Source organism: Ectothiorhodospiraceae bacterium 2226, from assembly GCA_013348725.1.
Lineage (GTDB): Bacteria > Pseudomonadota > Gammaproteobacteria.
In genome coordinates, this window is sequence record CP054689.1 from 2,615,130 (window position 1) to 2,639,521 (window position 24,392).

23 protein-coding genes are annotated in these 24,392 nt (G+C 67.8%); 18 read left to right on the plus strand and 5 right to left on the minus strand.

From position 1 onward, the window contains the following. Positions 1 to 13: 13 nt before the first annotated feature. The 10 genes from HUS23_12670 (at position 14) to HUS23_12715 (ending at position 9,843) form a co-directional block, all read left to right on the plus strand. On the plus strand, positions 14 to 844 hold the full coding sequence (locus HUS23_12670; GenBank protein ID QKT05083.1) for a tryptophan synthase subunit alpha: 831 nt from the start codon (positions 14 to 16) through the stop codon (positions 842 to 844). A 13-nt stretch (positions 845 to 857) separates the two neighbouring features. After that, positions 858 to 1,718: an acetyl-CoA carboxylase carboxyltransferase subunit beta gene (locus HUS23_12675; protein QKT04599.1), complete on the plus strand. Its 861-nt coding sequence runs from the start codon at positions 858 to 860 to the stop codon at positions 1,716 to 1,718. 560 nt (positions 1,719 to 2,278) lie between these two features. After that, complete coding sequence (gene folC / locus HUS23_12680) at positions 2,279 to 3,589, plus strand: bifunctional tetrahydrofolate synthase/dihydrofolate synthase (protein QKT04600.1); 1,311 nt, start codon at positions 2,279 to 2,281, stop codon at positions 3,587 to 3,589. A gap of 102 nt (positions 3,590 to 3,691) precedes the next feature. Further along, a complete protein-coding gene (locus HUS23_12685; protein ID QKT04601.1) occupies positions 3,692 to 4,327 on the plus strand; it encodes an SPOR domain-containing protein in 636 nt (211 codons plus the stop codon). Between the two features lie 162 nt (positions 4,328 to 4,489). Beyond that, positions 4,490 to 4,978, plus strand: coding sequence for a CvpA family protein (locus HUS23_12690; protein QKT04602.1), 489 nt, complete (start codon positions 4,490 to 4,492; stop codon positions 4,976 to 4,978). A gap of 21 nt (positions 4,979 to 4,999) precedes the next feature. Then, the gene (gene purF, locus HUS23_12695) at positions 5,000 to 6,511 is read left to right on the plus strand and encodes an amidophosphoribosyltransferase (protein QKT04603.1); all 1,512 of its coding nucleotides are present in this window, start codon (positions 5,000 to 5,002) and stop codon (positions 6,509 to 6,511) included. A gap of 126 nt (positions 6,512 to 6,637) precedes the next feature. Continuing rightward, positions 6,638 to 7,822: an O-succinylhomoserine sulfhydrylase gene (locus HUS23_12700; GenBank protein QKT04604.1), complete on the plus strand. Its 1,185-nt coding sequence runs from the start codon at positions 6,638 to 6,640 to the stop codon at positions 7,820 to 7,822. Between the two features lie 74 nt (positions 7,823 to 7,896). After that, positions 7,897 to 8,298 carry a hypothetical protein gene (locus tag HUS23_12705; GenBank protein QKT04605.1) on the plus strand — a complete coding sequence of 134 codons (402 nt, stop codon included), beginning with the start codon at positions 7,897 to 7,899 and terminating at the stop codon, positions 8,296 to 8,298. Between the two features lie 252 nt (positions 8,299 to 8,550). Further along, on the plus strand, positions 8,551 to 8,877 hold the full coding sequence (locus HUS23_12710; GenBank protein ID QKT04606.1) for a PA2779 family protein: 327 nt from the start codon (positions 8,551 to 8,553) through the stop codon (positions 8,875 to 8,877). A 15-nt stretch (positions 8,878 to 8,892) separates the two neighbouring features. Next, positions 8,893 to 9,843, plus strand: a complete 951-nt coding sequence (locus HUS23_12715) for a PA2778 family cysteine peptidase (protein QKT04607.1) — start codon at positions 8,893 to 8,895, stop codon at positions 9,841 to 9,843. A gap of 20 nt (positions 9,844 to 9,863) precedes the next feature. Here the strand turns inward: HUS23_12715 and HUS23_12720 are convergent, their stop codons facing one another. Next, positions 9,864 to 10,349 carry a YbhB/YbcL family Raf kinase inhibitor-like protein gene (locus tag HUS23_12720; protein QKT04608.1) on the minus strand — a complete coding sequence of 162 codons (486 nt, stop codon included), beginning with the start codon at positions 10,347 to 10,349 and terminating at the stop codon, positions 9,864 to 9,866. 237 nt (positions 10,350 to 10,586) lie between these two features. Here HUS23_12720 and HUS23_12725 point away from each other — a divergent pair, with 237 nt between their 5' ends. Next, positions 10,587 to 11,621 (plus strand): RNA 3'-terminal phosphate cyclase, encoded by a 1,035-nt coding sequence (locus HUS23_12725; protein QKT04609.1) that lies wholly within the window; start codon positions 10,587 to 10,589, stop codon positions 11,619 to 11,621. A gap of 152 nt (positions 11,622 to 11,773) precedes the next feature. Here HUS23_12725 and HUS23_12730 read toward each other — a convergent pair whose 3' ends face one another. The 3 genes from HUS23_12730 to HUS23_12740 form a co-directional block, all read right to left on the minus strand. Then, positions 11,774 to 12,064: a segregation and condensation protein A gene (locus HUS23_12730; protein ID QKT04610.1), complete on the minus strand. Its 291-nt coding sequence runs from the start codon at positions 12,062 to 12,064 to the stop codon at positions 11,774 to 11,776. Between the two features lie 98 nt (positions 12,065 to 12,162). Beyond that, on the minus strand, positions 12,163 to 12,837 hold the full coding sequence (locus HUS23_12735) for a Fe2+-dependent dioxygenase (protein QKT04611.1): 675 nt from the start codon (positions 12,835 to 12,837) through the stop codon (positions 12,163 to 12,165). Positions 12,838 to 12,962: 125 nt separating this feature from the next. Next, positions 12,963 to 13,814, minus strand: a complete 852-nt coding sequence (locus tag HUS23_12740; GenBank protein ID QKT04612.1) for a LysR family transcriptional regulator — start codon at positions 13,812 to 13,814, stop codon at positions 12,963 to 12,965. A gap of 155 nt (positions 13,815 to 13,969) precedes the next feature. Here HUS23_12740 and HUS23_12745 point away from each other — a divergent pair, with 155 nt between their 5' ends. The 3 genes from HUS23_12745 (at position 13,970) to HUS23_12755 (ending at position 16,858) form a co-directional block, all read left to right on the plus strand. After that, complete coding sequence (locus HUS23_12745) at positions 13,970 to 14,308, plus strand: TusE/DsrC/DsvC family sulfur relay protein (GenBank protein ID QKT04613.1); 339 nt, start codon at positions 13,970 to 13,972, stop codon at positions 14,306 to 14,308. Between the two features lie 693 nt (positions 14,309 to 15,001). Further along, positions 15,002 to 16,066 (plus strand): endonuclease/exonuclease/phosphatase family protein, encoded by a 1,065-nt coding sequence (locus HUS23_12750; GenBank protein QKT04614.1) that lies wholly within the window; start codon positions 15,002 to 15,004, stop codon positions 16,064 to 16,066. 177 nt (positions 16,067 to 16,243) lie between these two features. Next, positions 16,244 to 16,858 (plus strand): porin family protein, encoded by a 615-nt coding sequence (locus HUS23_12755; GenBank protein ID QKT04615.1) that lies wholly within the window; start codon positions 16,244 to 16,246, stop codon positions 16,856 to 16,858. An 88-nt stretch (positions 16,859 to 16,946) separates the two neighbouring features. Here the strand turns inward: HUS23_12755 and HUS23_12760 are convergent, their stop codons facing one another. Then, the gene (locus HUS23_12760; protein QKT04616.1) at positions 16,947 to 17,708 is read right to left on the minus strand and encodes an SDR family oxidoreductase; all 762 of its coding nucleotides are present in this window, start codon (positions 17,706 to 17,708) and stop codon (positions 16,947 to 16,949) included. Positions 17,709 to 18,145: 437 nt separating this feature from the next. Between HUS23_12760 and HUS23_12765 the strand changes: the two genes are divergently transcribed. Genes HUS23_12765 through HUS23_12780 form a run of 4 tightly spaced genes read left to right on the plus strand, consistent with a single transcriptional unit; the run spans position 18,146 to position 24,392 of the window. Further along, the gene (locus HUS23_12765; GenBank protein QKT04617.1) at positions 18,146 to 18,676 is read left to right on the plus strand and encodes a hypothetical protein; all 531 of its coding nucleotides are present in this window, start codon (positions 18,146 to 18,148) and stop codon (positions 18,674 to 18,676) included. A gap of 3 nt (positions 18,677 to 18,679) precedes the next feature. Further along, complete coding sequence (locus HUS23_12770) at positions 18,680 to 20,629, plus strand: hypothetical protein (GenBank protein ID QKT04618.1); 1,950 nt, start codon at positions 18,680 to 18,682, stop codon at positions 20,627 to 20,629. Further along, a complete protein-coding gene (locus HUS23_12775; protein ID QKT04619.1) occupies positions 20,629 to 23,742 on the plus strand; it encodes a tetratricopeptide repeat protein in 3,114 nt (1,037 codons plus the stop codon). Before HUS23_12770 ends, HUS23_12775 begins: the two co-directional genes overlap by 1 nt. Then, positions 23,742 to 24,392 (plus strand): tetratricopeptide repeat protein, encoded by a 651-nt coding sequence (locus HUS23_12780; GenBank protein ID QKT04620.1) that lies wholly within the window; start codon positions 23,742 to 23,744, stop codon positions 24,390 to 24,392. The genes HUS23_12775 and HUS23_12780 overlap by 1 nt, the downstream gene beginning before the upstream one ends.

Consider the following 24,392-nt stretch of genomic DNA (forward strand, 5'->3'; position numbering starts at 1 on the left):
CGCACAGGACGCCATGCCCGCCGTGGCCGCCAAGGCGCGCATCGCCCAGACCTTCGCCGCGCTGCGCGCCCAGGGGCGCACCGGCCTGATCCCGTTCGTGACCGCCGGCGACCCGCAGCCCGACGTGACGGTGCCGCTGATGCACAGCCTGGTCGAGGCGGGGGCCGACATCATCGAACTCGGCGTGCCGTTCTCCGATCCCATGGCGGACGGTCCCGTCATTCAGCGCGCCAGCGAGCGCGCCCTGAAGCACAAGGTCTCGCTGCGCGGCGTGCTGGACATGGTGCGCACCTTCCGCGCACAGAACGCCGAGACGCCGGTGGTGCTGATGGGCTACCTGAACCCGATCGAGGTGATGGGCTACGAGGCCTTCGCGGCGCAGGCGGCCGCCGCCGGGGTGGACGGCGTGCTTACCGTCGACCTGCCGCCGGAGGAGGGCGCGCCGCTGGTGGCCGCCTTGCGCAGCCACGGCGTCGATCCCATTTTCCTGCTCGCACCCAACAGCTCGCCCGCGCGCATCGCGCAGGTGGCCGGGGTGGGCAGCGGCTTTTTGTATTACGTGTCCATCAAGGGCGTGACGGGCGCCGCGGCGCCGGACATCGCCGAGGTCGGCGCGCGCATCGATACCGTACGCGCCCACACCGACCTGCCGGTCGGGGTCGGCTTCGGCATCCGCGACGCCGCCTCCGCGGCGGCCTTCGCGGGCGTGGCCGACGCGGTGATCGTGGGCAGCGCGCTGGTGCGCCGCGCGGCCGATCTGGTTGACGAGCCGGCGCGCATCCCGGGGGAGCTCGGCGCGGCGCTGGCCGAGATGCGTCGCGCGCTGGATGACGCCCGTGGCTGAGGGGAGTTCACCGATGAACTGGTTTTCCAAACTGCTGCCGTCCAAGATCCGCACCGAGGGCGGCAACAAGAAGAACGTGCCGGAAGGTCTATGGACCCAGTGCCCGGGCTGCAACGCGGTGCTCTACCGCCCCGAGCTGGAGCGCAATCTGGACGTGTGCCCCAAGTGCACGCACCACATGCGGGTCGGCGCGCGCAAGCGGCTGGACCAGTTCCTCGACCCGGACCCGCGCGTGGAGATCGGCGCCGAGCTCGCGCCGGTCGACGCGCTGCGGTTCCGCGACAGCAAGAAGTACAAGGACCGCCTCGTGCAGGCGCAGAAGTCGACCGGCGAGAAGGACGCCTTGGTGGTCATGCAGGGCGCGCTGCACGGCGCGCCGCTGGTGGCCGCGGCGTTCGAGTTCCGCTTCATGGGCGGCTCCATGGGATCGGTGGTCGGCGAGCGCTTCGTGCGCGCGGTGAACGTGGCCGCGGAACAGCGCATCCCGCTGGTGTGCTTCTCCGCGAGCGGCGGCGCGCGCATGCAGGAGGCGCTGTTCTCGCTCATGCAGATGGCCAAGACCAGCGCGGCGTTGGCGCGGCTGTCACGCGCGGGCGTGCCGTTTGTTTCGGTGCTCACCGACCCGACCATGGGCGGCGTGTCGGCCAGCCTCGCCATGCTGGGCGACGTGAACGTGGCCGAGCCCAAGGCGCTGATCGGTTTCGCCGGCCCGCGCGTGATCGAACAGACCGTGCGCCAGACTCTGCCCGAGGGTTTCCAGCGTAGCGAGTTCCTGCTGGAACACGGCGCGGTGGACATGATCGTGGACCGGCGCGATATGCGCGAGCGGCTGGCGCGCGTGCTGGGCATGTTGAACCACCACTCGGCTGCTTGAAGAAGGTCTGAATCCATCCATCCTGGATGGCGCTGTTTGAAGGTCTAAATCCGTCCATCCTGGACGGCTTAGACCACGCAAAGCGAAAAGCGTGGTTTTCGCTTTGCTTCGTGACTAACGTCACGGCGGCACATCCGTGTGCCGCGGGTAGGTCTGAATCCATCCGTCCTGGATGGCGCTGTTTGAAGGTCTAAATCCGTCCATCCTGGACGGCTTAGACCACGCAAAGCGAAAAGCGTGGTTTTCGCTTTGCTTCGTGACTAACGTCACGGCGGCACATCCGTGTGCCGCGGGTAGGTCTGAATCCATCCGTGCTGGACGGCTTAGACCATGCAAAGCGAAAAGCGTGGTTTTCGCTTTGCTTCGTGGCTAACGTCACGGCGGCACATCCGTGTGCCGCGGGAAGCTGTGATTGAACTAGCGCTTCGCTAGACGTGTCCGGGGGGCGGTGGCCGCCCGGGCGACCCCTTCGGACGTAGAGGACCGCGAGACAGGATGCCGCAACTACGCGTCAAACGAATCGGCCGTTCCGCCGTCCCTGTCTCGATGCCGGCCTAGCCATGCGCTTCACGTCGCTGGCGGCGTGGCTCGCCTGGCAGGAGACCCTGCACCCCAAGAGCATCGACCTCGGCCTGGCACGTGTGGCGGAGGTCTACGCGCGCCTCGCAGCCGCGGCGCCGGGCGGCCCGGCCCGCACCGTGATCAGCGTCGGCGGCACCAACGGCAAAGGTTCGTGCGTGGCGATGCTGGCGTCGATCCTGCGCGCGGGCGGTTACCGCGTCGGCACCTACACCTCGCCGCACCTGCTGCGTTACAACGAGCGCGTGCGCATCGGCGACGAGCCCGCGGGCGACGCGGGGCTGTGCGAGGCCTTCGCGCGCATTGACGCGGCCCGCGGCGACATCTCCCTGAGCTACTTCGAGTTCGGCACGCTGGCCGCGCTGGACCTCTTCGCCCGCGCGGACCTGGACGTGGCGGTCCTGGAGGTCGGCATGGGGGGACGGCTGGACGCGGTGAACGTGGTCGATGCCGACGCGGCGCTGGTGGCCAGCGTGGACCTGGATCATATGGACTGGCTGGGCGCGGACCGCGAGGCGATTGCCTATGAGAAGGCGGGCATCTTCCGCGCCGGGCGCCCGGCGGTGTTCGGCGAGGCGGACGTGCCGCGCAGCCTGATGGCGCATGCCGATGCGGTGGGGGCGGAGCTACGCTGCCTGGGCCTTGACTACCGCTACACGCCCGATGCGGGTGGCTGGACCTGGGAGAGCGGCGGCGAGGGGGACGCGCCGCGCCGGCGCAGCGCGCTGCCCGCGCCGAGCCTGCGCGGTGCGCATCAGCTGCAGAATGCCGCCGCGGTGGTCACGGTGCTCGACGCGCTGCGCGAGCGTTTGCCCTTGAGTCAGGCCGATATCCGTACCGGCCTGACCACCGTGCGCCTGCCGGGGCGTTTCGAGTGCCTGCCCGCCACCGAGGACGACGTCATCGAGGTGTGGGACGTCGCGCATAATCCCGCCGCGGCGGGGGCGCTCGCCGCCGCGCTGCGCGCCCAGGGCCGCCGGCCCACCCACGCCGTGGTGGGGATGCTGGGCGACAAGGATATCGGTGCCACCCTCGCGCCCTTGGTCTCGTTGGTGGATACCTGGCACTTGGGCGCACTGGGCGGGGAGCGCGGCGCCGACGCGCAGGCGCTGACGCGCGCATTGGAAGCCCTGCACCCCGGCGTCGACGCCTCGTGCTATGGGGACGTCGTCGCCGCGCACCGCGGCGCTCGCGCGGCGGTGCCGCCGGGCGGGCGGGTGGTGGTGTTCGGTTCGTTCTATACCGTGGCCGCGGTGGCGGAGTCGGTCTCCGGGGCGGTCGTCGGCGCCTGAGCAGGGCACGTTTGGGTGCGATGCCCTGGTAAGCGGCGCCGCGCTGGGGCAAGGTAGTGGGGTTTCATCCAGGTTTTTGTCCGGGGGAGGACGGGTTCGGCAGTGGACGACGAAAGACTGCGACAACGGCTGATCGGCGCCACGATCATACTGGCGCTGGCCGTCGTCTTTCTGCCCATGGTGCTGCGTGGGCCGGAGACGGAGGCGCCCGATCCCCGCGCGGCGCAGGACGACGGTCCGGCGCGCATCATCCAGCTCTCCGAGGCGGAGGAGCGCGAGCGCCAGCGCTGGATGGTGGTGCCCGAGCGCAAGCAAGCCACCGCCGAAGCGCCCGCCAAGCCCCAGTCGGATGCGGCCGCGCCGACCCAGCCGGCCGAGGCGCCCTCGGAGCCGGCCGCCGAGGCGCCGGCGAAGGCGCAGGCGCCCAGTCCATCGACTCGCCCGGCCGAGGCGCCGCCGTCCCGTCCGGCACAGGTGCCGGCCAAGGACGAGGTCCCCACGCAGGCCGGGTTTGTGGTGCAGATGGGCAGCTTCAGCGTGCGCCGCAACGCCGATGGCCTGAGCGACCGTTTGCAGGCCAACGGTTACGATGCCTTTGTCGAGACCCTCGAGACGCCGCGCGGCCCGGTGTACCGGGTGCGGGTCGGGCCCAGCGAAACGCGCGCTCAGGCCGATACCCTGCGCGAGGCCTTGCACACGGAACTGGGCATGCAGGGGCTGGTCCTGCGTCATCCCTGACCTCCTTCCACTCACGCCGCGGATGCAGAGGCACGCCCACCCCGATACCCGCCGCACCGCGCGCGCGTCCTTCTGTTCCCGCAAGCGCTCTGTTAGAATTGCCTCCTTTCCGAACACGGCGCCTCGCGCGCCGGCGCATCATGCAGGTGGCAGCCCGCGGGCATGATTTGGGTCGATTTTCTTATCCTCGGGGTGGTGATCCTCTCGGCCCTGATCAGTCTGGTGCGCGGCTTCGTACGCGAATCACTGTCTCTGGCCGGCTGGATACTCGCGTTCTGGATCGCGCTGCGCTTCAGCGAGCCGTTTTCCGAGCTCATCAGCCCGCTGATCAGCGCGCCCATGGTCGCCTTCATCACCGCCTTCGCCGTCTTGTTTCTATGCACGGTCATCCTGACAGCCATCGTCAGCTTCCTCGCTGCGCAACTCGTGAACAAGACGGGCCTGAGCGGCACCGACCGCATGGTCGGCGTCTTGTTCGGCGCGGCGCGCGGCGTCTTCCTGGTTGCCGTGCTGGTGTTGCTCGCCGGACTCACGCCCTTGCCTCAGGATCCCGCTTGGAAGGGCTCGCTGTTGCTGAACCATTTTCAGGACATCGCGATCTGGATGCGCGGCTTCTTGCCGACGGATCTGGCGCAAAACTTCATCTTCTAGTCTTCCTCGGCCGAGGTCCTTATGTGCGGCATTATCGGAGTTGTAGGGCACAGTCTCGTTAACCAGGCCATTTACGACGGCCTCACGGTGCTGCAGCACCGCGGTCAGGACGCGGCAGGCATCATGACCAGCGGGGACGGGCGCCTGTTCCTGCGCAAGGACAACGGTCTGGTGCGCGACGTGTTCCATACCCGCCACATGCTGCGCCTGCGGGGCAATATGGGCATCGGCCAGGTGCGCTACCCGACCGCCGGCTGCTCCAGCTCGGCGGAGGCGCAGCCGTTCTACGTCAACTCGCCCTACGGCGTGAGCCTGGCCCACAACGGCAACCTCACCAACGCCGCGCAGCTCAAGCGTGAGTTGTTCGTGGAAGACAAGCGCCACATCAACACCGACTCCGATTCCGAGATCCTGCTCAACGTGTTCGCTCACGAGCTCGGCGTGGGGGGCAAGCTGCGCATCGACGAGAACGACGTGTTCAACGCGGTGGCGGGCGTGCACCGGCGCTGCCGCGGCGGCTATGCGGCGGTGGCCATGATCGCCGGCTACGGCATCGTGGGCTTTCGCGATCCGCACGGCATCCGCCCCATCGTGTTCGGCAAACGCGAGACTGAGCAGGGCGCCGAGTACGTCATCGCCTCCGAGAGCGTGGCCATCGACGCGCTCGGCTTCGAGCTGGTACGCGATCTGGAGCCCGGCGAGGCGGTGTTCATCGACCACGAAGGCAATCTGCACACCCGCCAGTGCGCCGAGAACCCGATGTACTCCCCGTGCATCTTCGAGTACGTCTACTTCGCGCGCCCCGACTCGATCATCGACGGCGTGTCGGTGTACAAGGCGCGCCTGCGCATGGGCGACCGTCTGGCCGCCAAGATCCTGCGCGACTGGCCCGACCACGACATCGACGTGGTGATCCCCATTCCCGACACCAGCCGCACCTCGGCCCTGCAGCTCTCCTACAAGCTCGGCGTGGTCTATCGCGAAGGGTTTATCAAGAATCGCTACATCGGCCGCACCTTCATCATGCCCGGCCAGCAGATGCGCAAGCGTTCCGTGCGCCAGAAGCTGAACGCCATCGACCTCGAGTTCCGCGGTAAGAACGTGCTGCTGGTGGACGACTCGATCGTGCGCGGCACCACCTCGCAGCAGATCGTGCAGATGGCGCGTGACGCCGGCGCGCGCAAGGTGTATTTCGCCTCCGCCGCGCCGCCGGTGCGCTACCCGAACGTGTACGGCATCGACATGCCCTCGGCCAAGGAGCTCATCGCGCACGAGCGTGCGGAGGAGGATGTGGCGACGGCCATCGGCGCCGACCGGCTCATCTACCAGGAACTGGACGATCTCGTGGCCGCGGTGCGCAAGGGCAACCCGCGCCTGACCCGATTCGACAACTCGGTGTTCGATGGTGACTACATCACCGGCGACGTGACGCCGGATTACCTCGATCAGCTCGAACAGCACCGCAACGACGCGATGAAGGAACGGCAGGAGACCAAGAACGACGCCATCATCGACCTTTGGAACGCGCCGTAGCCGGAGGTTGAGGAAGGGGATGGCTCGGCGGCGAGTCATCCCGGTCGGCCGCGCGTTTGACCGCCGGCCCGCGGCTTCCATACACTCGAGCGTTACGACGCCGTGCCGGTGTAGCTAGAGGAAGCCATGCAAGACGACAGCGAATGGGGATTCGACACCCGCGCGGTACGCGCCGGGATCGTGCGCACGCCTGAGGGCGAGCACAGCGAACCCATCTTCCCCACCTCCAGCTACGTGTACGACAGCGCCGCGCAGGCCGCGGCGCGCTTCGCCGGCGACGAGCCGGGTAACATCTACTCGCGCTTCACCAACCCCACGGTGCGCACCTTCCAGCAGCGCCTGGCCGCGCTCGAAGGGGGCGAGGCGTGCGTGGCCACCGCCTCGGGCATGTCCGCCATCCTCAGCACCTGCCTCGGGCTGCTCAAGCAGGGCGATCACATCGTTTCCTCGCGCGCGATCTTCGGCTCCACGGTGGTGCTGTTCAACAACTACCTCGCTCGCTGCGGCATCGACACCAGCTACGTCCCGCTGACCGATCTCGACGCTTGGCGCACGGCGATTCGGCCCAACACGCGCCTGCTGTTCCTCGAGACGCCGTCGAACCCGCTCACCGAAGTGGCCGATATTGCCGCGCTGGCGGCGCTCGCCAACGAGCACGATTGTCTGCTGGTGGTGGACAACTGCCTGTGTACCCCCGCGCTGCAGCGCCCGCTCGAACTCGGCGCGCACATCGTCATACACTCCGCCACCAAGTACATCGACGGGCAGGGCCGCTGCCTCGGTGGCGCCGTGGTGGGCGACGCCGAGCGGGTAGGGAAGGACGTGTTCGGCTTCCTGCGCACGGCCGGGCCCAGCATGAGCCCGTTCAACGCCTGGGTGTTTTTGAAGGGTCTGGAAACCTTGCGCCTGCGCATGGAGGCCCACAGCGCCAACGCGCTCGCGCTCGCGCACTGGCTGGAGGCGCAGCCGGCGGTGACGCGCGTGCATTACCCGGATCTGCCCTCGCACCCGCAACACGCGCTCGCCGCGCGCCAGCAGAAGGCCGGCGGCGGCGTGCTCGCCTTCGAGGTCAAGGGCGGCCGCGAAGCCGCCTGGCGTGTGATCGACGCCACGCGCCTGCATTCCATCACCGCCAACCTCGGCGACACCAAATCCACCATCACCCATCCCGCCACGACCACCCACGGCCGCCTCACCGACGAGGCGCGCGCGGCGGCGGGGATTTCGCAGGGCCTGATCCGCATCGCGGTGGGCCTGGAGGACGTGGAGGACTTGCAGCAGGATTTGGCGCGGGGCTTGGGCGGCGAGTAGTCCTTGCGGACGACGCGATTCCAGTCCACTTAAGGGCTCGGCGTGCTCGGCGAGTATGTACATGAGGAGGCCGTATGAACGGACGCTACCTCGCGACGCTCACACTCGTGATCTTGATGGCTGGCTGCACGCATGGCGCCCATGTCGCGCAGCAGCATCCCTTTCCCGAGGCCTACAGCGGCGCACATCCGCGCGCGGTCGTCGATGTTTACCTGGCGGCGGTGGATCGTGGCGAACTTCGCTTGTTCTCGCACACGCTCGATCGCGCCATGATCAATCCCACCCGGGTCGAGTACGCCTTCGAGCTCGACGCTCCGACCGCGACCGTGAAGGTCTACTCCGAGTTGCGGCGGCCCATCGCCGTGCCGAACCAAGCGAATTGCGAGATCCGCGCCGTGAGCGCCACCCTCGATCCCGACGGCAACATTATCGAGACGGAAGCGCACATCTGGCAACAACAGCGGATCGACTGCTGAGCTGACGGTTGTTGCATTTGACCCGTGCCACCCGAGCGGCGCGAGCGGTAGCAACGCCTGCTCACGGCAGCCACGCGAACCGGATAGCAGGCGCGGTCGGGGTGCGTTCCGCGGGATCGGAACTGGTTCACAAAACGGGTCTGCCGGCGGCCAGGCGAGTGGTTCGGCGCTGAGCCGCTGCGGTAAGGTACGGCTGCCCACGATAACAATTGAACCGGAGATACCATGCCGCACGCTATTCGAGCACGCCGGATGCTGATTTTTCCCCTGGTCATCGCGTTCCTTCTCACGGGTCTGGCGTCGCAGACGGCCATGGCCGGCATCGTCGGTACGGATACCGTGCTTTCCGACCAAGCGGCCGCGGGTGAACGCGCGCGCTTGGAGGCCCTGCTGGATCGCGAGGAAGTGCAGGAGAAGCTGGTGGAGTATGGCGTGGCACCGGCGGAGGCGGCCGAGCGCGTCGCGGCGCTCACCGACGAGGAAGTGCTGGAGATCGCCCAGAACATCGACGAGCTGCCGGCCGGCGGCTCGGTCACGCTGCTGTTGCTGGTGATCATCCTCATCCTACTGCTGCGTTAGTTGTCCTTGCTACACGTGCGTCGCCCACGACTCTATGGTCCGGCTCTGATCCTCGGCGCGGTCCTGCTGGGCGGCTGCGCGTCGACCCCCTTGCAGCACCGCCACCTGCCGCCCCCGGAGGCGGGGGCGGCGACCGCCGTGGAGCTCGCGGAGGTCGCGTTCCACCCGCAGCAGGCCTACCACTGCGGGCCTGCGTCCTTGGCCACGTTGATGAATTGGCAAGGGGAGCCGGTGCAGCCTGATGAACTCGCCCCGCGCGTGTTCCTGGCGGGGCGTCAGGGCAGCCTGCAGGCCGAGATGCTGGCCGGGGCGCGCCGCCAGGGGCTGCTGCCGTACGTTCACCCGCCGCGCTTCGAGGCGCTGCTTGCCGAACTCGACGCCGGCAATCCAGTCTTGGTGTTGAAGAACCTGGGCTTTGAGCGGCGACCCGTCTGGCACTACGCCGTCGTGATCGGCTACGACCGGGAACGCGCGCAGGTGGTGATGCGCTCGGGCACGACCGAGCGCAAGGTGCTGTCGTTCCGCCGCTTCGAGCGGCGCTGGCAGGGTGGCGAGTACTGGGCGATCACCCTGCACCAACCCGGCGCGTTTCCGGCGGGGGCCGAAGAGGGGCGTTACCTGCGCGCGGCCGCGGGACTGGAACAGGCGGGCAGGTTGCGAGAGGCAGACGCCGCCTACCGGGCGGCGGCGGCGCGTTGGCCGCATAGCATGACCGCCCCGCTCGGCGTCGGGAACGTCCAGTACCGGCTGCAGCGCTACGAGGAGGCCGCAGTCGCGTATCGCGCGGCGCTCGAGCGCGACCCGGACAGCGCGGCCGCGCACCACAACCTCGCCTGGGCGTTGATGCGTCTGGACCGAAACGAAGAGGCCCGTCGCCACGCATTGGCCGCGCGCCGCCTGGCGCCTGAGCAGGGCGAGCACTACGCCGGGGCCTGGGAGGCCCTGCAGCAGCAGGACCGCCTGTAGCCGGCGATGGTCGATACGCCTCAACGCCGACGCCGCGACCGCTCGTAAGTACCCACCAATTCCGCTTCCGCCAGGACGTGATCGCGCAGGGCGTCTTCGAGCTTGCGCATGTTCGGCACGCCGAGATCGGGGAGCACGCTGTCCAGCGCGTAGAGCTTGTGAAAGTAGCGGTGGCGCCCGATGGGCGGACAGGGGCCACCGTAGCCGGTCCGCTGCCAGCCATTGAGTCCTTCGCGCGTCCCCGCCGGCAGTACCTCTGTGGTCACCCCCTCCGGTAGGGCGTCGGTATCCGGCGGCAGGTTGTAGAGCACCCAGTGCACCCAGGTGGTCTGCGGGTTGCGCGGGTCCGGTGCATCGGGGTCGTAGACCACCAGGGCGAGGCTCTGCGTGTCCGCGGGCAGGCCGTGCCAGGCGAGCGGCGGCGAGCGCTCGTCGCCGTCGCAGGTGTACGGCGCGGGAATGGGCTCGTGAGCGCCGAACGACGGCGAGGTGAGCGTGAGGGCCATGGCGTCCTCCTGTGGCTGCGCGGGGGCGTCGGAGCCGGCGCTGAGGGCGAGTAGCGGCAGGCCGAGCGGGCGCTACGGTGATCCGGAACGCGGGAACGGACATGGCGCGATCCCTATCTCCGACGGGCGGGTGTGCCACGCGGAGCGGGTATCGAGCGGCGCCGACAACCCCTACTTATAGCCGCGGACGCGAGGGCCTCAAGGCGCCCGGCAGCTTCCTCGCCGATACTTCGCTGCATGGCCCAGACGGTCCACATCGACGGCACCATGGGCGAGGGCGGCGGGCAAGTGCTGCGCAGCGCCCTCACGCTCTCCGTGCTCACCGGGCGGCCCATGCGGCTCACCCGCATACGCGCGCGCCGCGACAAGCCGGGGCTGGCGTTCCAGCACTGCATGGCCGTGCAGGCCGCCGCACGCATCAGCGCCGCGGAGGCGGAAGGCGTGCGGGCCGGCTCGCAGACGCTCGCCTTCAGCCCCGGCGCAGTTACCCCCGATGAGTATCACTTCGACATCGGCACCGCCGGGGCTACCTCGCTGGTGCTGCAGACGGTGCTATTGCCGCTGGCGCTATCCGCGGGCCCGTCGCAGGTCACCATCACCGGCGGCACGCACGTACCCATGAGCCCGTGCTTCCACTACCTCGACTGGCTCTGGCGCCCCATGCTGGCGCGGGTCGGTATCGGGTTCGACTTGCACATGAGCCGGGCCGGCTTCTACCCGCCGGGCGGGGGCGAGATCCGCGCCGCGATGCCCGGCCGCGCCCAGGTCGACGGACTGGACCTCATGCACCGTGGAAGGCTGCTGGACGTGCACGGCCTGTCGGCGGTGGCCAACCTGCCCGCGGAGATCGCGCAGCGCCAGCGCGACCGCGCCCTGCACCGCCTTCAGGGACTGGTCTGCCCGCTCGACATCGAACTCGCGAGCCTGCCCGCGCTGTCGCCGGGGACGGTGCTGGTGCTGCTGGCGCGGTTCGAGCACGCTCAGGCCTGCTTCTTCGCCCTGGGCGCGCGCGGCAAGCGCGCCGAGCGTGTGGCGGACGATGCGGTCGATGAGTTGCTGCGGTTCCTCGCCACCGACGGTGCGGTCGATCGGTGGCTGGCCGACCAGTTGCTGCTGCCCCTCGCACTCGCCGAGCGGCGCTCGGCCTTTCGCACCAGCGAGGTCACGCTGCATCTGCTCACCAACGCCGAGGTGATACGGTCATTCCTGCCGGTGGCGATCGAAATCGAGGGAGAGCTGGGCGAACCGGGGACGGTGCGGGTCGAGCCTTGAGCGGCGCTCGGGGCGAACCGACGGCGGGGGAGCGGGGAAAAGCACCTGCTCTGCGCAGCCTTTAGGCGAACCCAGGCGGATGCATCATTTTGTCGGCAGGGTCGTGCACGCGCGCCGCGCGGCGCGCGAACCCGCTTGAACGACAGTACGGCTCAGTCATCGTCCTCGCGGGGCTTGGTGCGCGTGAGGCCGCTGATGTCCACCACCGCTGGCCCGCTTTCAGCGCGCTCGTCCGCGTAGCGCGGCCGGGCGCGGCTCGGTGCATCGGCAAGTTCTGCTTCGCGCGCGGTGATCAACATCAGCGCTTCGCGCATGTTCTGGATGGTTTCGTCAGAGAGTGGATGACGGAACCCCGGCTTGGTGAAGGTCTCTTTCGCGACGTCCGTGAGGACGCGCTTCATGATGCGCAGGATGCGCGCTTCCTTGGATGGTTCCGCTGCCATAAGTGGTGACCTCCCCGTCGGTTCGATCGAGTATATCCCGGGCTTACAGACATCGTGCAATGCGTCGGAAGCGAGCCGCCGCGACGGTCGCGGCGGCGCTAGACGTCCGCCCACATGCGCACGAGATTCCCGTAGGCGATGTCCACGCGCTTGGTTTCCTCCGCCTCGGGTCGTTCGTGCAGCAGCGTGTCGCGAGCTTGGCTCAGGCCAAACAGCACTTCGCGCCGGGCTGGGTCGCGGATCATGCTCTGCGCCCAGGTGACGGCGACCAGGCGGGTGCCGCGCACGACGGGCGTGACCTGATGCAGGCTGGAGGCGGGGTAGGTCACGGCGTGGCCGGCCGGCAGCTTCACGCGCTGGGCACCGAAGCTGGTGTGGATGAGCAGCTCGCCGCCCTCGTACTCCTCGGGCGCGTTGAGGAAGACGGTGATGGCGACGTCTGAGCGGTAGCGCTGGCCCACAGGACCCATGACCGGGTCGTCGATGTGATCGCCGTAGGTCATGCCGGGCTGATAGCGCGCGTAAAACGGGGCGGCAACGCGCAGGGGTAGCACAGCGCTTTGATAGAGCGGGTGCTGCACCAGGGCGCCCATAACGAGGTTATTGAGCGGCTCGAGGGTGCGGCGGTCGCTCGCGAGTTCCTCGTTCTGTTTGACGCGCCGCGCCGCGGAGCCGGCCGATAACCGGCCGTCGACGAAATCTGCCCCGCGCAGTAGCTCCTGCACGCGGGCCAGGCGCGCGGCATCGAGTACCTCGGGAATGGTCACGAGCATCGTCAGACCTCCTCTACCGCCGCGTCGTCGTGGGCGCGTGCGGTCCCGTCGACCGCCTGTTCGCGGGTCTCACGTAGCATACCGGTTTTCGCCTTCGCGGCAGAACCGGCCGCGCCGTCCGTGCGCTAGGCCGCGCGCTCGATCGCGGCGAGCGCGCGTAAGCCGGCAACCGCCTGCGCCAGGACGGCCGAGTCGCTCTCGCGCGGGTAGACCATATAGGCGGGGAGCTGGAAGCGCGGGCTGTCCGCTACCGGAAACAGGGTCTCGCTGTCGATCAGGTGCCGCGTCATGCGCAGGGGCAGAAAGCAGGAACCGCCGTGCTGCAGGATGAGCTGCACGCCCAGCCAGCCGATGTCGGCCGTCAGCGCGGGGCGCTCGAGATCGGGATAGCGGTTGCTGTGCTGCGCGTAGAACGCCGCTCCCCAGTCGATGTACACATAGTCCTCGTCCGGCCATGGCCGGCCGGGAGCGGTGGTGAGCAGGACGAGCGTCTCGTCGAACAGGTGCTCGACCTGGAGGCCCGGGCTTTGCTGCGGCGTGTACATGAGGCCGATGTCGAGCGTGCCCTCGACCAGGCGGCGCATCAGGTCCTCCTCGAAGCCGATCTCGCTGCTGATGGACACGTCCGGTGCGCTACGGCGCATCTCGCTCACCCACTGGGGCAGGAAGCCCTCCCACAGCGCGATGCGCGCGCCCATCCTGATACGGGCGCGAAAACGGGTGGGCAGGCCGACATCGTGGCGCGCCTGCTCCAGCGTGAGCACCAGGGACTTGGCGTGGCGCAGAAAGCGCTTGCCCGCGGGCGTGAGGGCCGCGCCCGAGCGGTTGCGCACGAAGAGCCTGGCACCGAGGTACGCTTCGAGATTCTGGACGCGGGCGCTGACGGTCGACTGGGTGACGTGCAGTCGGTTGGCGGCCTCGAGGAAGCTGCCGTTGGCTGCGATCGCGAGGAAGGTCTTGATCTGCTCGATGTCCACAGCTCAAGTATCGGCATCGGCGATAGCAAAGTGCAATAAATATCGTTTGTCGACCATTAAGCGGCCGCATATAAGTAAAGAAGCCTCACAAGTCGTTCATCGTGAAGGAGGCGCGGGCGGTGGGCGCCGTAGCGACGCGGCAGAAGGAGTTAAGGATGGCGATCGAGACGAATGGCATGGCCTTGGAGACCGACGATCAGGGCTATCTGGTGGATCCGGAGCTGTGGGATGTCGAGGTGGCGGAGAAGCTCGCCGAGCAGTACGGCATGGAGCTCACGGAGGACCATTGGAAAGTCTTGAAGTATGTGCGCGACCATTACAACGAGCACCACATCGCCGTCGACGCCCGGTGGGTCATCAAATACCTGGCGGAGGATCTCGGCTACGGCAATAAGGCCAGGGCGCGCCTGTACGAGCTGTTTCCCTATGGTTACATGCAGCAGGCCTGCAAGATCGCGGGCTTGCGGCGTCCCCGGGCGTGGAGTACGGGCTGAGGCGTAACGTTCTCGCGGCTGACTAAGGGGGTGTCGCGCCGGCGCGCATTGGGTCGCCCGCGACCGGGCCGCCACCCTTGAGGCCTCGCCTCGGCGACATGCTTGTCGCTCTTTCGATGCAATCCGCTCCCCCCTGTATGCATGCGCGCGACGACTGAGTTCAAGCCCCCGTTCTTTCCATCCGCCGTGTTTCCGCCCGGGCGACGCTTGTTCCCGCCACCGCTCCGCTCATAGGCTTGCTCGCAATGCTGCTGCGGACGAGGCGGTGCGGTTCGACCGTTAGACCGCCTCGTTGCAGAAGGACCAGTCCACACAGTCCTGTCCGCGTGCGCCCTGCGCGCTTCGGCTTCGGCTTCGGCCGGGCCGGTCATTCCATAGGCGCGCGTCAGCTGCTTGGATAAAGTCCTCGATGCTCGGGAATGGGGAGTCGCCCCGAATTTCTCCTTGCTGTTGCACACCCACGGCGCGGGCATAGTTGCTTCTTCGCCGCGAAGCCGGGCGCCGGCGTATCGGACGGGGCATTCCAACGGCTGCCTGAATCACACGAATCTCCGAGAGCGTCACGTCCTCTGCGTGTAGGGTTAGTGGAGATGGGGCTCGTCTGCTGCTGCAGGTTTGATCCGCCCAAGGAATGGATTGGATGACGAAGATAGCGAATGCCTATGCGGGCGTGTCCGCGGGTAGCGCAGGGTGATGAAGAGCGCCGTAGCGGGACTGGTTGCGCTCCTGCTCATCATCAGCCTGCTGCCCATGATGCGGCGCGAGGCGTGGTGGATCCGCGTGTTCGACTTCCCCCGCCTGCAAATACTGGCCCTGAGTCTGGTGGCGGGGGCCCTCGCGATTGCGTACTGGGGGCTCGGGACCTGGTCGGGGGCGGCGGTGGTCGGCGCGGCCTTCCTGCCGGTGCTGATCCAGGCCACGAGCATCCGCCCGTACACGGGGTTTGCCCGCCAAGAGGTGCTTGCAGCCACCGAGCCGGAGCCTGCCTCGACCGTCTCGCTGCTGGTCGCCAACGTCCTCATGCGCAACCGCCGCGCGGATCGGCTGCTCAGTCTGATCGCCGAGTACCAGCCCGACGTCGTGCTGCTGCTCGAGCCGGACGGCTGGTGGGCGGCGCGCATGCATGTACTGGAGGAGGAGGGGTACGCGCATGTGTTGAAGGAGCCGCTCGACAACCGCTATGGGATGCTGCTCTATTCGCGTCTGCCGCTGTTGGAGTCGCGGATCGTGCATCTCTTGCGCGAGGAGATACCGAGCATGCACGCGCGGGTGCGCTTGCGCGGGGGCGATGAGGTGTGGCTGCACGCTCTGCATCCTGAGCCGCCGTCCCCCACCGAGGCCGACACCTCGGTGCCGCGTGACGTCGAACTGCTGCTCGTGGGGCGCGAGGTCAAGGGGCGCGACGCGCCCACCATCGTCGCCGGCGACCTCAACGATGTGGCCTGGTCCTATACGACGACGCTGTTTCAACGCGTCAGCGGCCTGCTCGATCCGCGCAAGGGCCGTGGCATGTTCAATACCTTCAATGCCAAGATCCCGTTGGTGCGCTGGCCGCTGGACCATGTGTTTCATTCGGATCATTTCGCGTTGGTCGATCTCCAGCGCCTGCCGGCCTTCGGCTCGGACCACTTCCCGGTCTACGTGCGCCTCGCGCTGCGGCCGGCCGTTGCCGCCGTGCAGCAGGAGCCCCGCGCGAATCAGGCGGACCGGGCGGCGGCGCGCGCCAAGCTAGCACAGGCCGCGCGCGAGGAGCGGTGAGTGCGGGCGCCCGCGGGGCCTCGGGGCGGCGGGCGGTTCGGCGTTTGCGACGGAGACAAGCTACGCTAATTGCTCTCACACAAGGCGCGGTGGTCGACCAGTCGCTCTGGGGATGTGGTGATCGGGCAAGGGTGTCGTTGCAGCGTTGGCACATGGTTCGTGTGCGGGGCGGCGTGCTTGGCCGCCGCAGCCATCGCATGGACGGATGAAGCCCACGCTTCATCGTCGGGTGCCGATACCTATCTCGCCCTGTCGGTCTCCGGCGTGTTCCCGTCGCGCCTGCAGACCACCTCGCCGGACCTGTCGCCCGCGCGGATCGGGATCGACCGCGGCGCGGATCTCGCCGCCGCAATCGGCCATCGCTACCGCGATGTGCGTTTCGAGGCCGAAGCCCTCTACGGACGCTATGACGCGGACGACATCCGCTTCGCCGAGGGCGGCGGGTCGCTGTCGGGCGATTTCGAACTGCGCGGCGCCACCCTGAATCTTTACTACGACGTGCCGGCACGCGCCCGCACGCGACCCTACCTCGGCGCCGGCATCGGCCTCGCCCACTTCCGGGCGCGCGACGTCGCCTTGTCCGGTTTCCCGCCGACCACCGGCCGCAGCACGGTGCCGGTATACAAGCTCATGGCTGGTGTGTCCTATGCGGCGACGGACGCTACGCGCGTGCTGGTCGGCTACCGCTACCTCCGCGTCGGCAGTCAGGACTACGAGACAGGGGGCGTCGCGCTGCGTGGCCATGCACTGGACCTGCATGCGGTGCAGGTCGGCGTGCAGGTCCTGTTCTGAGGCGGGCGGCGCCTGAGGGGGCCCGGCTTCGGCGACTCAAGGGGTGTTCGTATCGGCCCTTGCCTCGCGCCCGCACCGACGCAGCCACTCAGGGCGCGTAGATCATTTTGTGCGTCATCCCGCCGTCGACCACGATGTTCTCACCGGTGATGAAGCCGGCCGCGTCGGAGAGCAGGAACGCACACAACTCGGCGACATCCGCCGGTCGCCCCACACGGCCCGCCGGGTGTTGGGCGTGATCTTCGGGGCGCAGGTCGGGGGCTTTGCGTCGTGAGGGTTTCTGGTAATCCTCGACTGCGATCCAGCCGGGACTGATGGCGTTGACGCGCACCTTGCCGGACAGACTGACGGCCAGTGCGTGGGTCAGGGCGAGCAGGCCGCCCTTGCTCGCCGCGTAAGCCTCGCAGTCGGGCTCGGACTGCAGCGCACGGGTGGAGGCGATGTTGACGATGGCGCCGCGGCGCGCGGCAAGCTCGTCGACGGTATGTTTGGCGAGCAGAAACGCGCCGGTGAGGTTGACGCCTATCCAGCGCTGCCAGCGCTCCAGCGTGAGGGCGCCCACCGGTCCGCTGTAGGGATCGGCGATGCCCGCGTTGTTGACCACCCCGTCGATGCGCCGGAAGTGGGCGAGGGTGCGCGCGACGGCGCCCGCCACCGCCTCCTCGTCGGCGACGTCCGCCGTGAGCGGCAGCAGGTGGCGGCTGTGCTCTTCCCGCGATAAGGCATCCAGGGCTTCCGCATCCACATCCATTGCGGCCACCCGCCAGCCGCGCGCCAGCAGGGTGCGTACGACGCCCAAGCCGATGCCTTGCGCGCCGCCGGTAACCACGGCCACGGTTCCATTCGTCATCGCCACACCTCGTCGCATGCTGCGCGCGCAGGGCGCGCCAAAGCGGGGAGCCCTCGGCTCCGTTTCGCAGAGTCTAGTGGAGGATGCAGGAGAGGCGGCTCGAGACTTCCCTCTGGAGTGGGCAGTTCGCGACCTTCGGCGCCCTGCGCGTCGGCGCATCTAGACAAAAAACGCCTGTACGGCGTCAGGAAGGCGACGAGCGAGGCCCGCGAGGACGGCTTCATCGGGTTGCGCGGCGCGGAAAGGCGGAACAGCGACGCACACGTGCGAGAAATGGCTGATGACAAGCGCGAGATTTTGACGCGCAGCCAAAGTTCCGGCACTCGTCGGTGAGGCGCGTCCCAACTTTCGAAAATGTGGCTCAGTCGAGGAACTTCCCGGAACGAGATGGATACATTGGCGCCCAGCAGAAGAATAACTACAGGACGAGAACTGCTATGCGGAACTTCTGTCGGGGCGCCATCGCTGCCCTCCTCATCGCGTGTCTGCCCGGTGTCGTATCGGCCGACGAAGTGTCACGGCAACAGATCGAGGGGCTCGACGAGCAGGTGCAGGAGATCAAATCCGAAGCCCTGGGTATCGCGGCGGCTCTGAGCCGACTCGAGGAAAAGTTGTTGTATCCGTCGGATACCCAGCTTTCCCTGTTCGTCTCGCTCGCCAAGGGCGATAACTTCCGACTGGATGCGGTCGAGGTACGGGTGGACGGCAAGGTGGTGGCCAATCACCTGTACACCTACAAGGAGTTGGAGGCCCTACGTGAGGGCGGCGTGCAGCGCCTGCACACCGGTAACGTGCGCATTGGGCAGCACGACTTGCAGATCACGATGATCGGCAAGTCGCCGGGCGGTAGCGACTATCGACACTCGGCAGAGTTCAAGATCAACAAGGACGTGGGGCCCAAGCTCGTCGAGTTCATTCTGGCGGGGCCAGGGGTGAACACCCAGAGCATTCGCAAGAAAGGCTGGTAGTTCATGCTCCGCCCACTCCTGTGGCTGGTCGGCGCCGGGTTTGCGAGCGCCTCGCTCGCCGCCGATGCCCCGTTCGGCGAGCTGCGGGATCTCTACTTCGGCGAGGCCTTGTACTACGCCCAGCAGGGCGACTACTTCGATGCCATCGCGCGGCTCGACGCCGAACTCGGGCAGCACTACGGCGTGGACGAGCCCGAACTCGACAGCTTCCACGCGCATGTCGGCCACGCCGAATTCTCGGTGGGCGATTTCGAGCTTTCCTACCGCATGCACCATCGCGCCGGGCGCGCCATCGAGGCGGTGCTCGAGGCCAATGTGCCCGACGAGGTGCGCAACGAGGCCGCCTACCGCCTCGCGCGTATCCATTTCCAGAAGGCCCAGCCGGTCAACGCACTGCACGCGCTGTCGCGCATCCAAGGTCAGGTGCCGGAGCGGATCCGCGATGACCTGGCCTTTCTTCGCGCCCAGGTACATATGGCTACCGGGCGCTTCGGTGCGGCGGCGGGGATTCTGGAGTCCCTGCAGGAGTCCCCGGGCTACACCGGGTTTGCCGGCTACAACCACGGCGTCGCGCTGCTGCGCGATGGTAAGGAGAGCGCCGGCTTTCGGGCGCTAGACCGGGCAGGCCAAGTGCGCGGCGCCCGCGCGGAGACCTTGGCCATCCGGGACAAGGCCAATCTGGTGCTCGGCAGTCGGCTGCTCGATGCCGACCAGCCCGAGGAAGCGAAACAGTACTTCGACCGCGTGCGCATGAGCGGTCCGTTTTCGAACAAGGCCCTGCTCGGTTCCGGCTGGGCGGATGCGGCGGGCGAGCGTTTCGAGCGCGCGCTGGTGCCCTGGACCATCCTCGCGCAGCGCAACGTCACCGACGAGCATGTGCAGGAAGCCTTGCTTGCCGTGCCGTACGCGTACGGTCGCTTGGGCGTTTACGGCAACGCCGCGCTCGGCTACGGTCGCGCGCTGGATGCGTTCGGCACGGAGCTCGACAAGCTGGAGCGTTCCATCACGAGCATTCGGGAAGGAAAGTTCCTGGAAGCCATGGTGCGCGAGGAGATCAAGCAGGACAGCAACTGGATGCTTAAATTGCGCAGCCTGCCGGAGACGCCCGAGACGTATTACTTGATGGAGCTGATGGCCTCGCACGATTTCCAGTCCTCGCTAAAGAACTACCTGGATCTCGACGCGCTGGCCAAGCGGATCGCGGTGTGGGCACAGAGTTTGGACGCGTATGAAGACCTTATCGATGCGCGGCGGCGCTATTACGAGCCCGTGCTGCCCGCGATCGATTACGACTTTCGGCGGCTCGATTCGCGCATGCGCCTGCGTATGGAACAGCGCGATCGACTCGAGTCACGCCTGCAGGCGATGTTGATCGCGCCGCGGCCCGAGCTGCTCGCCACGGCCGCCGAGCGGGTGATCGGCGAGGAGTTGCACGCGCTCGAACAACGCGCCCTACGCGCGGGTGGCGATCCGGCGACGCTGCACCGAATCCGTCGCCTGAAGGGCGTCATGCACTGGCGTATCCACACCGAGTACGACCAGCGCCTGACGGAGGCTCACACCAACCTGCGCGCGCTCGACGGCGTGGTGGCCGACCTTAAACGCCAGTACACCTCGTTCGTGCGTACGCGTCAGGCCGCCACGCAGAGCTATCAAGGCTACGAAGGCACCATCAGCCAGTTGCGCATGCGGGTGCGTGAGGCCGACGCACGCGTGCAGGTGCTGATCGCGCGTCAGGGCCACATGCTGGAAGCGATGGCCATACACGAACTCGAACGCCGCCGTGCGCGTCTCGAAGAGTTCCAGGTGAATGCGCGCTTCGCCATGGCCGACAGCTACGACCGGGCCATCCGCGTGGAGGCCGAGCGGGCGGTGGAGGCGCACGGGGTGAGTGCGCAGCCGGCGGAGCCTGCCGATGAGTCGGCGCCCACTCCCGCCGAGGCGGCGCACTGATGAAGCGGCTCCGCCTCCTCATCCTGCTCACGCCGGCGCTGGCCTCCTGCGCGGTGTCCAGTGGCGGCGATACGCTTGCGCAACTGCGCGACGTGAAGTTCGAGATCAAGGAAGAGGCGATCGAGGGCGGGCTGGAAAGGGCGATGGCCAGCTACCAGCGCTTTCTGGAGGAGACGCCCGAGTCGGCGATGACGCCGGAGGCCATCCGCCGGCTCGCCGACCTGAAGATCGAGGCAGAGTACGGTTTCGCGCACGCCGGGGGTGCGGGTACCGGCGCAGGTACGGGGGCGAGTGCGGCGGCGCGCGCCGCCGCGCCGGCGCCGGAGCGGGCGGCGCGCGTCGGGCCGGCGCCGGAGCGCGCATCGCCCAGTGGTGTCGCGGCGGCGATGACCGAGAGCGAGCAGGCGTTCGAGGACCGCGCGACCGCCTCCGATCTCATTGCGACCACCGGACCGGAAGGCGACGCACCGCTGCCCGAAGGCCTCGATGGGGACCTGGAGAACGCCGCCGCGCGCGACGCGATCGCGCTCTACCAGGACCTGCTGGACAAGTATCCCCTGTACGAGCGCAACGACCAGGTGCTGTATCAAATGTCGCGCGCCCACGCCGAGATCGGCGAGGTCGAGACGGCCATGGACATCATGACGCGCATCGTCGAGGAGTACCCGCGTTCGCGCTATCTGGATGAGGTGCAGTTCCGGCGCGGTGAGTACTTCTACACGCGTAACCGGTACCTGGACGCCGAGGATGCGTATCAGTCGGTCGTGCGCCAGGGCGTGAGTTCGGCCTATTACGAGATGGCGCTCTACAAGCTCGGGTGGGTGTTCTACAAGCAGGACCTCTACGAGGATGCCCTGCACCGCTTCGTCGGCGTGCTCGATTACAAAGTCTCGGTCGGCTACGACTTCGAACAGACCGAGAACACGACCGAGAAGACGCGCGTCGACGACACCTACCGGGTGATCAGTCTCAGCTTCTCGAACATCGGCGGCCCGGAGGCGGTACGCGACTACTTCAAGCGTCACGGCGCGCGCTCCTATGAGGACGGGGTCTATAGCAGTCTCGGCGAGTATTACCTCTCGAAGCGCCGCTTCAGCGATGCCGCCGGTGCGTACAAGACCTTCGTCGGGCTCTACCCGCTGCACCGCAAGTCGCCGCACTTCCACATGCGCGTGGTGGAGATCTACGAGCACGGCAACTTCCCGCGCCTCGTGCTGGCGGAGAAGAAGGAGTTCGCGCAGGTCTATGGCGTGCGCGCGAACTACTGGCGCCACTTCGACCTCGCCGCTCGCCCGGAAGTCGTCGCGTACCTGAAGGGCAACCTCAAGGACTTGGCCAACCACTACCACGCGTTGTACCAGGATGAGCGTTTCGCGGACGACCAGCCCGAGAACTACGCCGAGGCTTTGCTGTGGTACCGCGAGTTCCTGGGCTCCTTCCCCGAGGGGGACGAGGCGCCGGCGATCAACTACCAGCTGGCCGAACTGCAACTGGAGCATGGCGCCTTCGGCGAGGCGGCGCGGGAGTTCGAGCGCACCGCGTATGACTATCCGCTCCACGCGCAGGCGCCGGCGGCCGGCTATGCGGCGGTGTATGCCTATCAGCAGCAGGTTGAGGTGGTTCCTCCGGCGCGCCTCGGTTTGGCCAAGCGCGAATTGATCCGCAGCTCGCTGAAGTTCGTGGACACCTTCCCGCGTCACGAGCAGGCGCCGACCGTCCTCGGGGCGGCCGCGGACGATTTATACGAATTGAAGGACTTCGAGGGCGCGGCTAACGCGGGGCGCAAGTTGATCGCGAGCTATCCCAGCACCACGCCGGCCCTGCTGCGCTCGGCCTGGATCGTGGTGGCGCACGCCTCCTTCGACATGGGCGCCTATGAGGATGCCGAGCAGGCCTATGCGCAGGTATTGCGCCGCACCGATCTCGCCGACGATTCGCGGCCCGGCTTCATCGACAACCTGGCGGCCTCGATCTACAAGCAGGGCGAGCAGGCCAACGTGCTCGGGGACTACCGTACGGCCGCCAACCATTTCCTGCGCATCGGCCGCGCGGCGCCCACGTCCAAGTTCCGCGCCGGCGCCGAGTACGACGCCTCGGTGGCGCTGATCAGACTGGAGGATTGGAGCGCGGCCGCCAGCGTGCTGGTGGACTTCCGCGAGCGCTACCCGGGTCACGAGCTGCAGCCCGACGTGACCAACAAACTGGCGCATGTGTACCGCGAGGCGGGACAACTCGCGTCCGCCGCCGCCGAGTACGAGCGCGTGGAGCGCGAAACGGACGACGACGAGATCCGTCGCGGCGCCTTGCTGGTCGCGGCTGACCTGTACGAGGAGGCGGGCGACGACCGCAGTGCGCTGCGGGTCTACCGGCGGTACGTGGACTTCTTCCCGCGGCCGCTGGAGCTCGCGCTGGAGACCCGCTTCAAGATCGCCACGCTCCACAAGGACAACAACGAGCAGGCGCCCTACCTGGAGCAGTTGCGCGCCATCGTGACCGCGGACGCCGGGGCGGGCGCCGAGCGCACCGACCGCACGCGTTACCTCGGCGCCACGTCGGCGCTGGTGTTGGCCGAGCCGTTGTATGAGCGCTTCGCGGCCATTCGTCTCGTGCATCCGTTCGAGAAGCACCTGCAGGACAAGCAGCAGGCCATGCGCGCCGCGCTGAACGGTTTTGCAGATCTCACGCATTACGAAGTCGGCGAGGTGACTGCGGCGGCGACCTTCTATATGGCCGAGGTCTACTACGGCTTCGCGCGCGCGCTGATCGATTCGGAGCGCCCCGCCAACCTCAGCGCACTGGAACTCGAGGAGTTCGAGTTGGCGATCGAGGAACAGGCCTTCCCGTTCGAGGACAAGGCCATCGAGGTGCACGAAAAGAATCTGGAGCTGATGGGCATCGGGATCTACAACGCGTGGATCGATCGCAGCCTGGGCAAGCTCGCGGTACTGGTGCCGGTGCGCTACGCGAAACCCGAAGAGAGCAGCGGGTTCGTGGCGAGCTTGGGGCCGTTCCGTTATGGCGCCGATGTCGAGGAGGACGCGGCGGAAGCGGTGGAGGCCGAGGACGGCGCCTCGCATGCCGAGGCGGATGGGCAAGGGAGGGGCGCGAGCTGATGGCTTCGACATTCGGTGCGCAAAGGGGTTTGTCAGTCGACGTGCCGCTGGCGTGGCACCACTGGGCACACGCGGCGATCGCCGCATGCCTCCTCGGCGGGAGCGTTCTGCTGGCGGGCTGCGCAGCCGGCGGCCCCGCGCAGCCGGCGGCGTCCCGGGCCGCCGGGGATGCGCCGATCGATCCCGCCGCGCAGGCGGAGTTTGTCGTCGCCGTGCAGCTGCTGGAAGCCGAGCGTTACACGCAAGGCATCGCACGCTTGGAGAGCGTGGCCGAGCGCGCGCCGAGCGCGGCGGCGCCGCACGTCAACCTCGCCATGGCCTATCTGCGCCTCGATAAGCACCAGGCGGCCGAAGAGAGCTTCCAGAAGGCGCTGGCGCTCGAGCCGGAGCATCCCGTGGCCAACAACGAGTACGGCGTGCTGTTGCGTAAGCAGGGGCGTTTCGACGAGGCGCGGCGTCACTACCAAACCGCGCTCGCGGCGTATCCGGACTTCCATCCGGCGCGCAGGAATCTGGGCATTCTCTGTGACCTTTACCTGAACGACGCGCGCTGCGCGCTGGAGCACTACCAGGCGTATGCGAAAGCGGTGCCCGGGGATGAAACCGTCAAGCTTTGGGTGGTCGACCTGAAGCGTCGAGTAGGGGAGTGA

Bases quoted from the DNA above. Each gene is read 5' to 3' on its own strand.
- HUS23_12670 (QKT05083.1), top strand. From the start codon at position 14: ATGCCCGCCGTGGCCGCCAAGGCGCGCATCGCCCAGACCTTCGCCGCG.
- HUS23_12675 (QKT04599.1), top strand. From the start codon at position 858: ATGAACTGGTTTTCCAAACTGCTGCCGTCCAAGATCCGCACCGAGGGC.
- folC (QKT04600.1), top strand. From the start codon at position 2,279: ATGCGCTTCACGTCGCTGGCGGCGTGGCTCGCCTGGCAGGAGACCCTG.
- HUS23_12690 (QKT04602.1), top strand. From the start codon at position 4,490: ATGATTTGGGTCGATTTTCTTATCCTCGGGGTGGTGATCCTCTCGGCC.
- purF (QKT04603.1), top strand. From the start codon at position 5,000: ATGTGCGGCATTATCGGAGTTGTAGGGCACAGTCTCGTTAACCAGGCC.
- HUS23_12700 (QKT04604.1), top strand. From the start codon at position 6,638: ATGCAAGACGACAGCGAATGGGGATTCGACACCCGCGCGGTACGCGCC.
- HUS23_12705 (QKT04605.1), top strand. From the start codon at position 7,897: ATGAACGGACGCTACCTCGCGACGCTCACACTCGTGATCTTGATGGCT.
- HUS23_12710 (QKT04606.1), top strand. From the start codon at position 8,551: ATGCTGATTTTTCCCCTGGTCATCGCGTTCCTTCTCACGGGTCTGGCG.
- HUS23_12720 (QKT04608.1), bottom strand. From the start codon at position 10,349: ATGGCCCTCACGCTCACCTCGCCGTCGTTCGGCGCTCACGAGCCCATT.
- HUS23_12725 (QKT04609.1), top strand. From the start codon at position 10,587: ATGGCCCAGACGGTCCACATCGACGGCACCATGGGCGAGGGCGGCGGG.
- HUS23_12730 (QKT04610.1), bottom strand. From the start codon at position 12,064: ATGGCAGCGGAACCATCCAAGGAAGCGCGCATCCTGCGCATCATGAAG.
- HUS23_12735 (QKT04611.1), bottom strand. From the start codon at position 12,837: ATGCTCGTGACCATTCCCGAGGTACTCGATGCCGCGCGCCTGGCCCGC.
- HUS23_12745 (QKT04613.1), top strand. From the start codon at position 13,970: ATGGCGATCGAGACGAATGGCATGGCCTTGGAGACCGACGATCAGGGC.
- HUS23_12750 (QKT04614.1), top strand. From the start codon at position 15,002: ATGAAGAGCGCCGTAGCGGGACTGGTTGCGCTCCTGCTCATCATCAGC.
- HUS23_12760 (QKT04616.1), bottom strand. From the start codon at position 17,708: ATGACGAATGGAACCGTGGCCGTGGTTACCGGCGGCGCGCAAGGCATC.
- HUS23_12765 (QKT04617.1), top strand. From the start codon at position 18,146: ATGCGGAACTTCTGTCGGGGCGCCATCGCTGCCCTCCTCATCGCGTGT.
- HUS23_12770 (QKT04618.1), top strand. From the start codon at position 18,680: ATGCTCCGCCCACTCCTGTGGCTGGTCGGCGCCGGGTTTGCGAGCGCC.
- HUS23_12775 (QKT04619.1), top strand. From the start codon at position 20,629: ATGAAGCGGCTCCGCCTCCTCATCCTGCTCACGCCGGCGCTGGCCTCC.
- HUS23_12780 (QKT04620.1), top strand. From the start codon at position 23,742: ATGGCTTCGACATTCGGTGCGCAAAGGGGTTTGTCAGTCGACGTGCCG.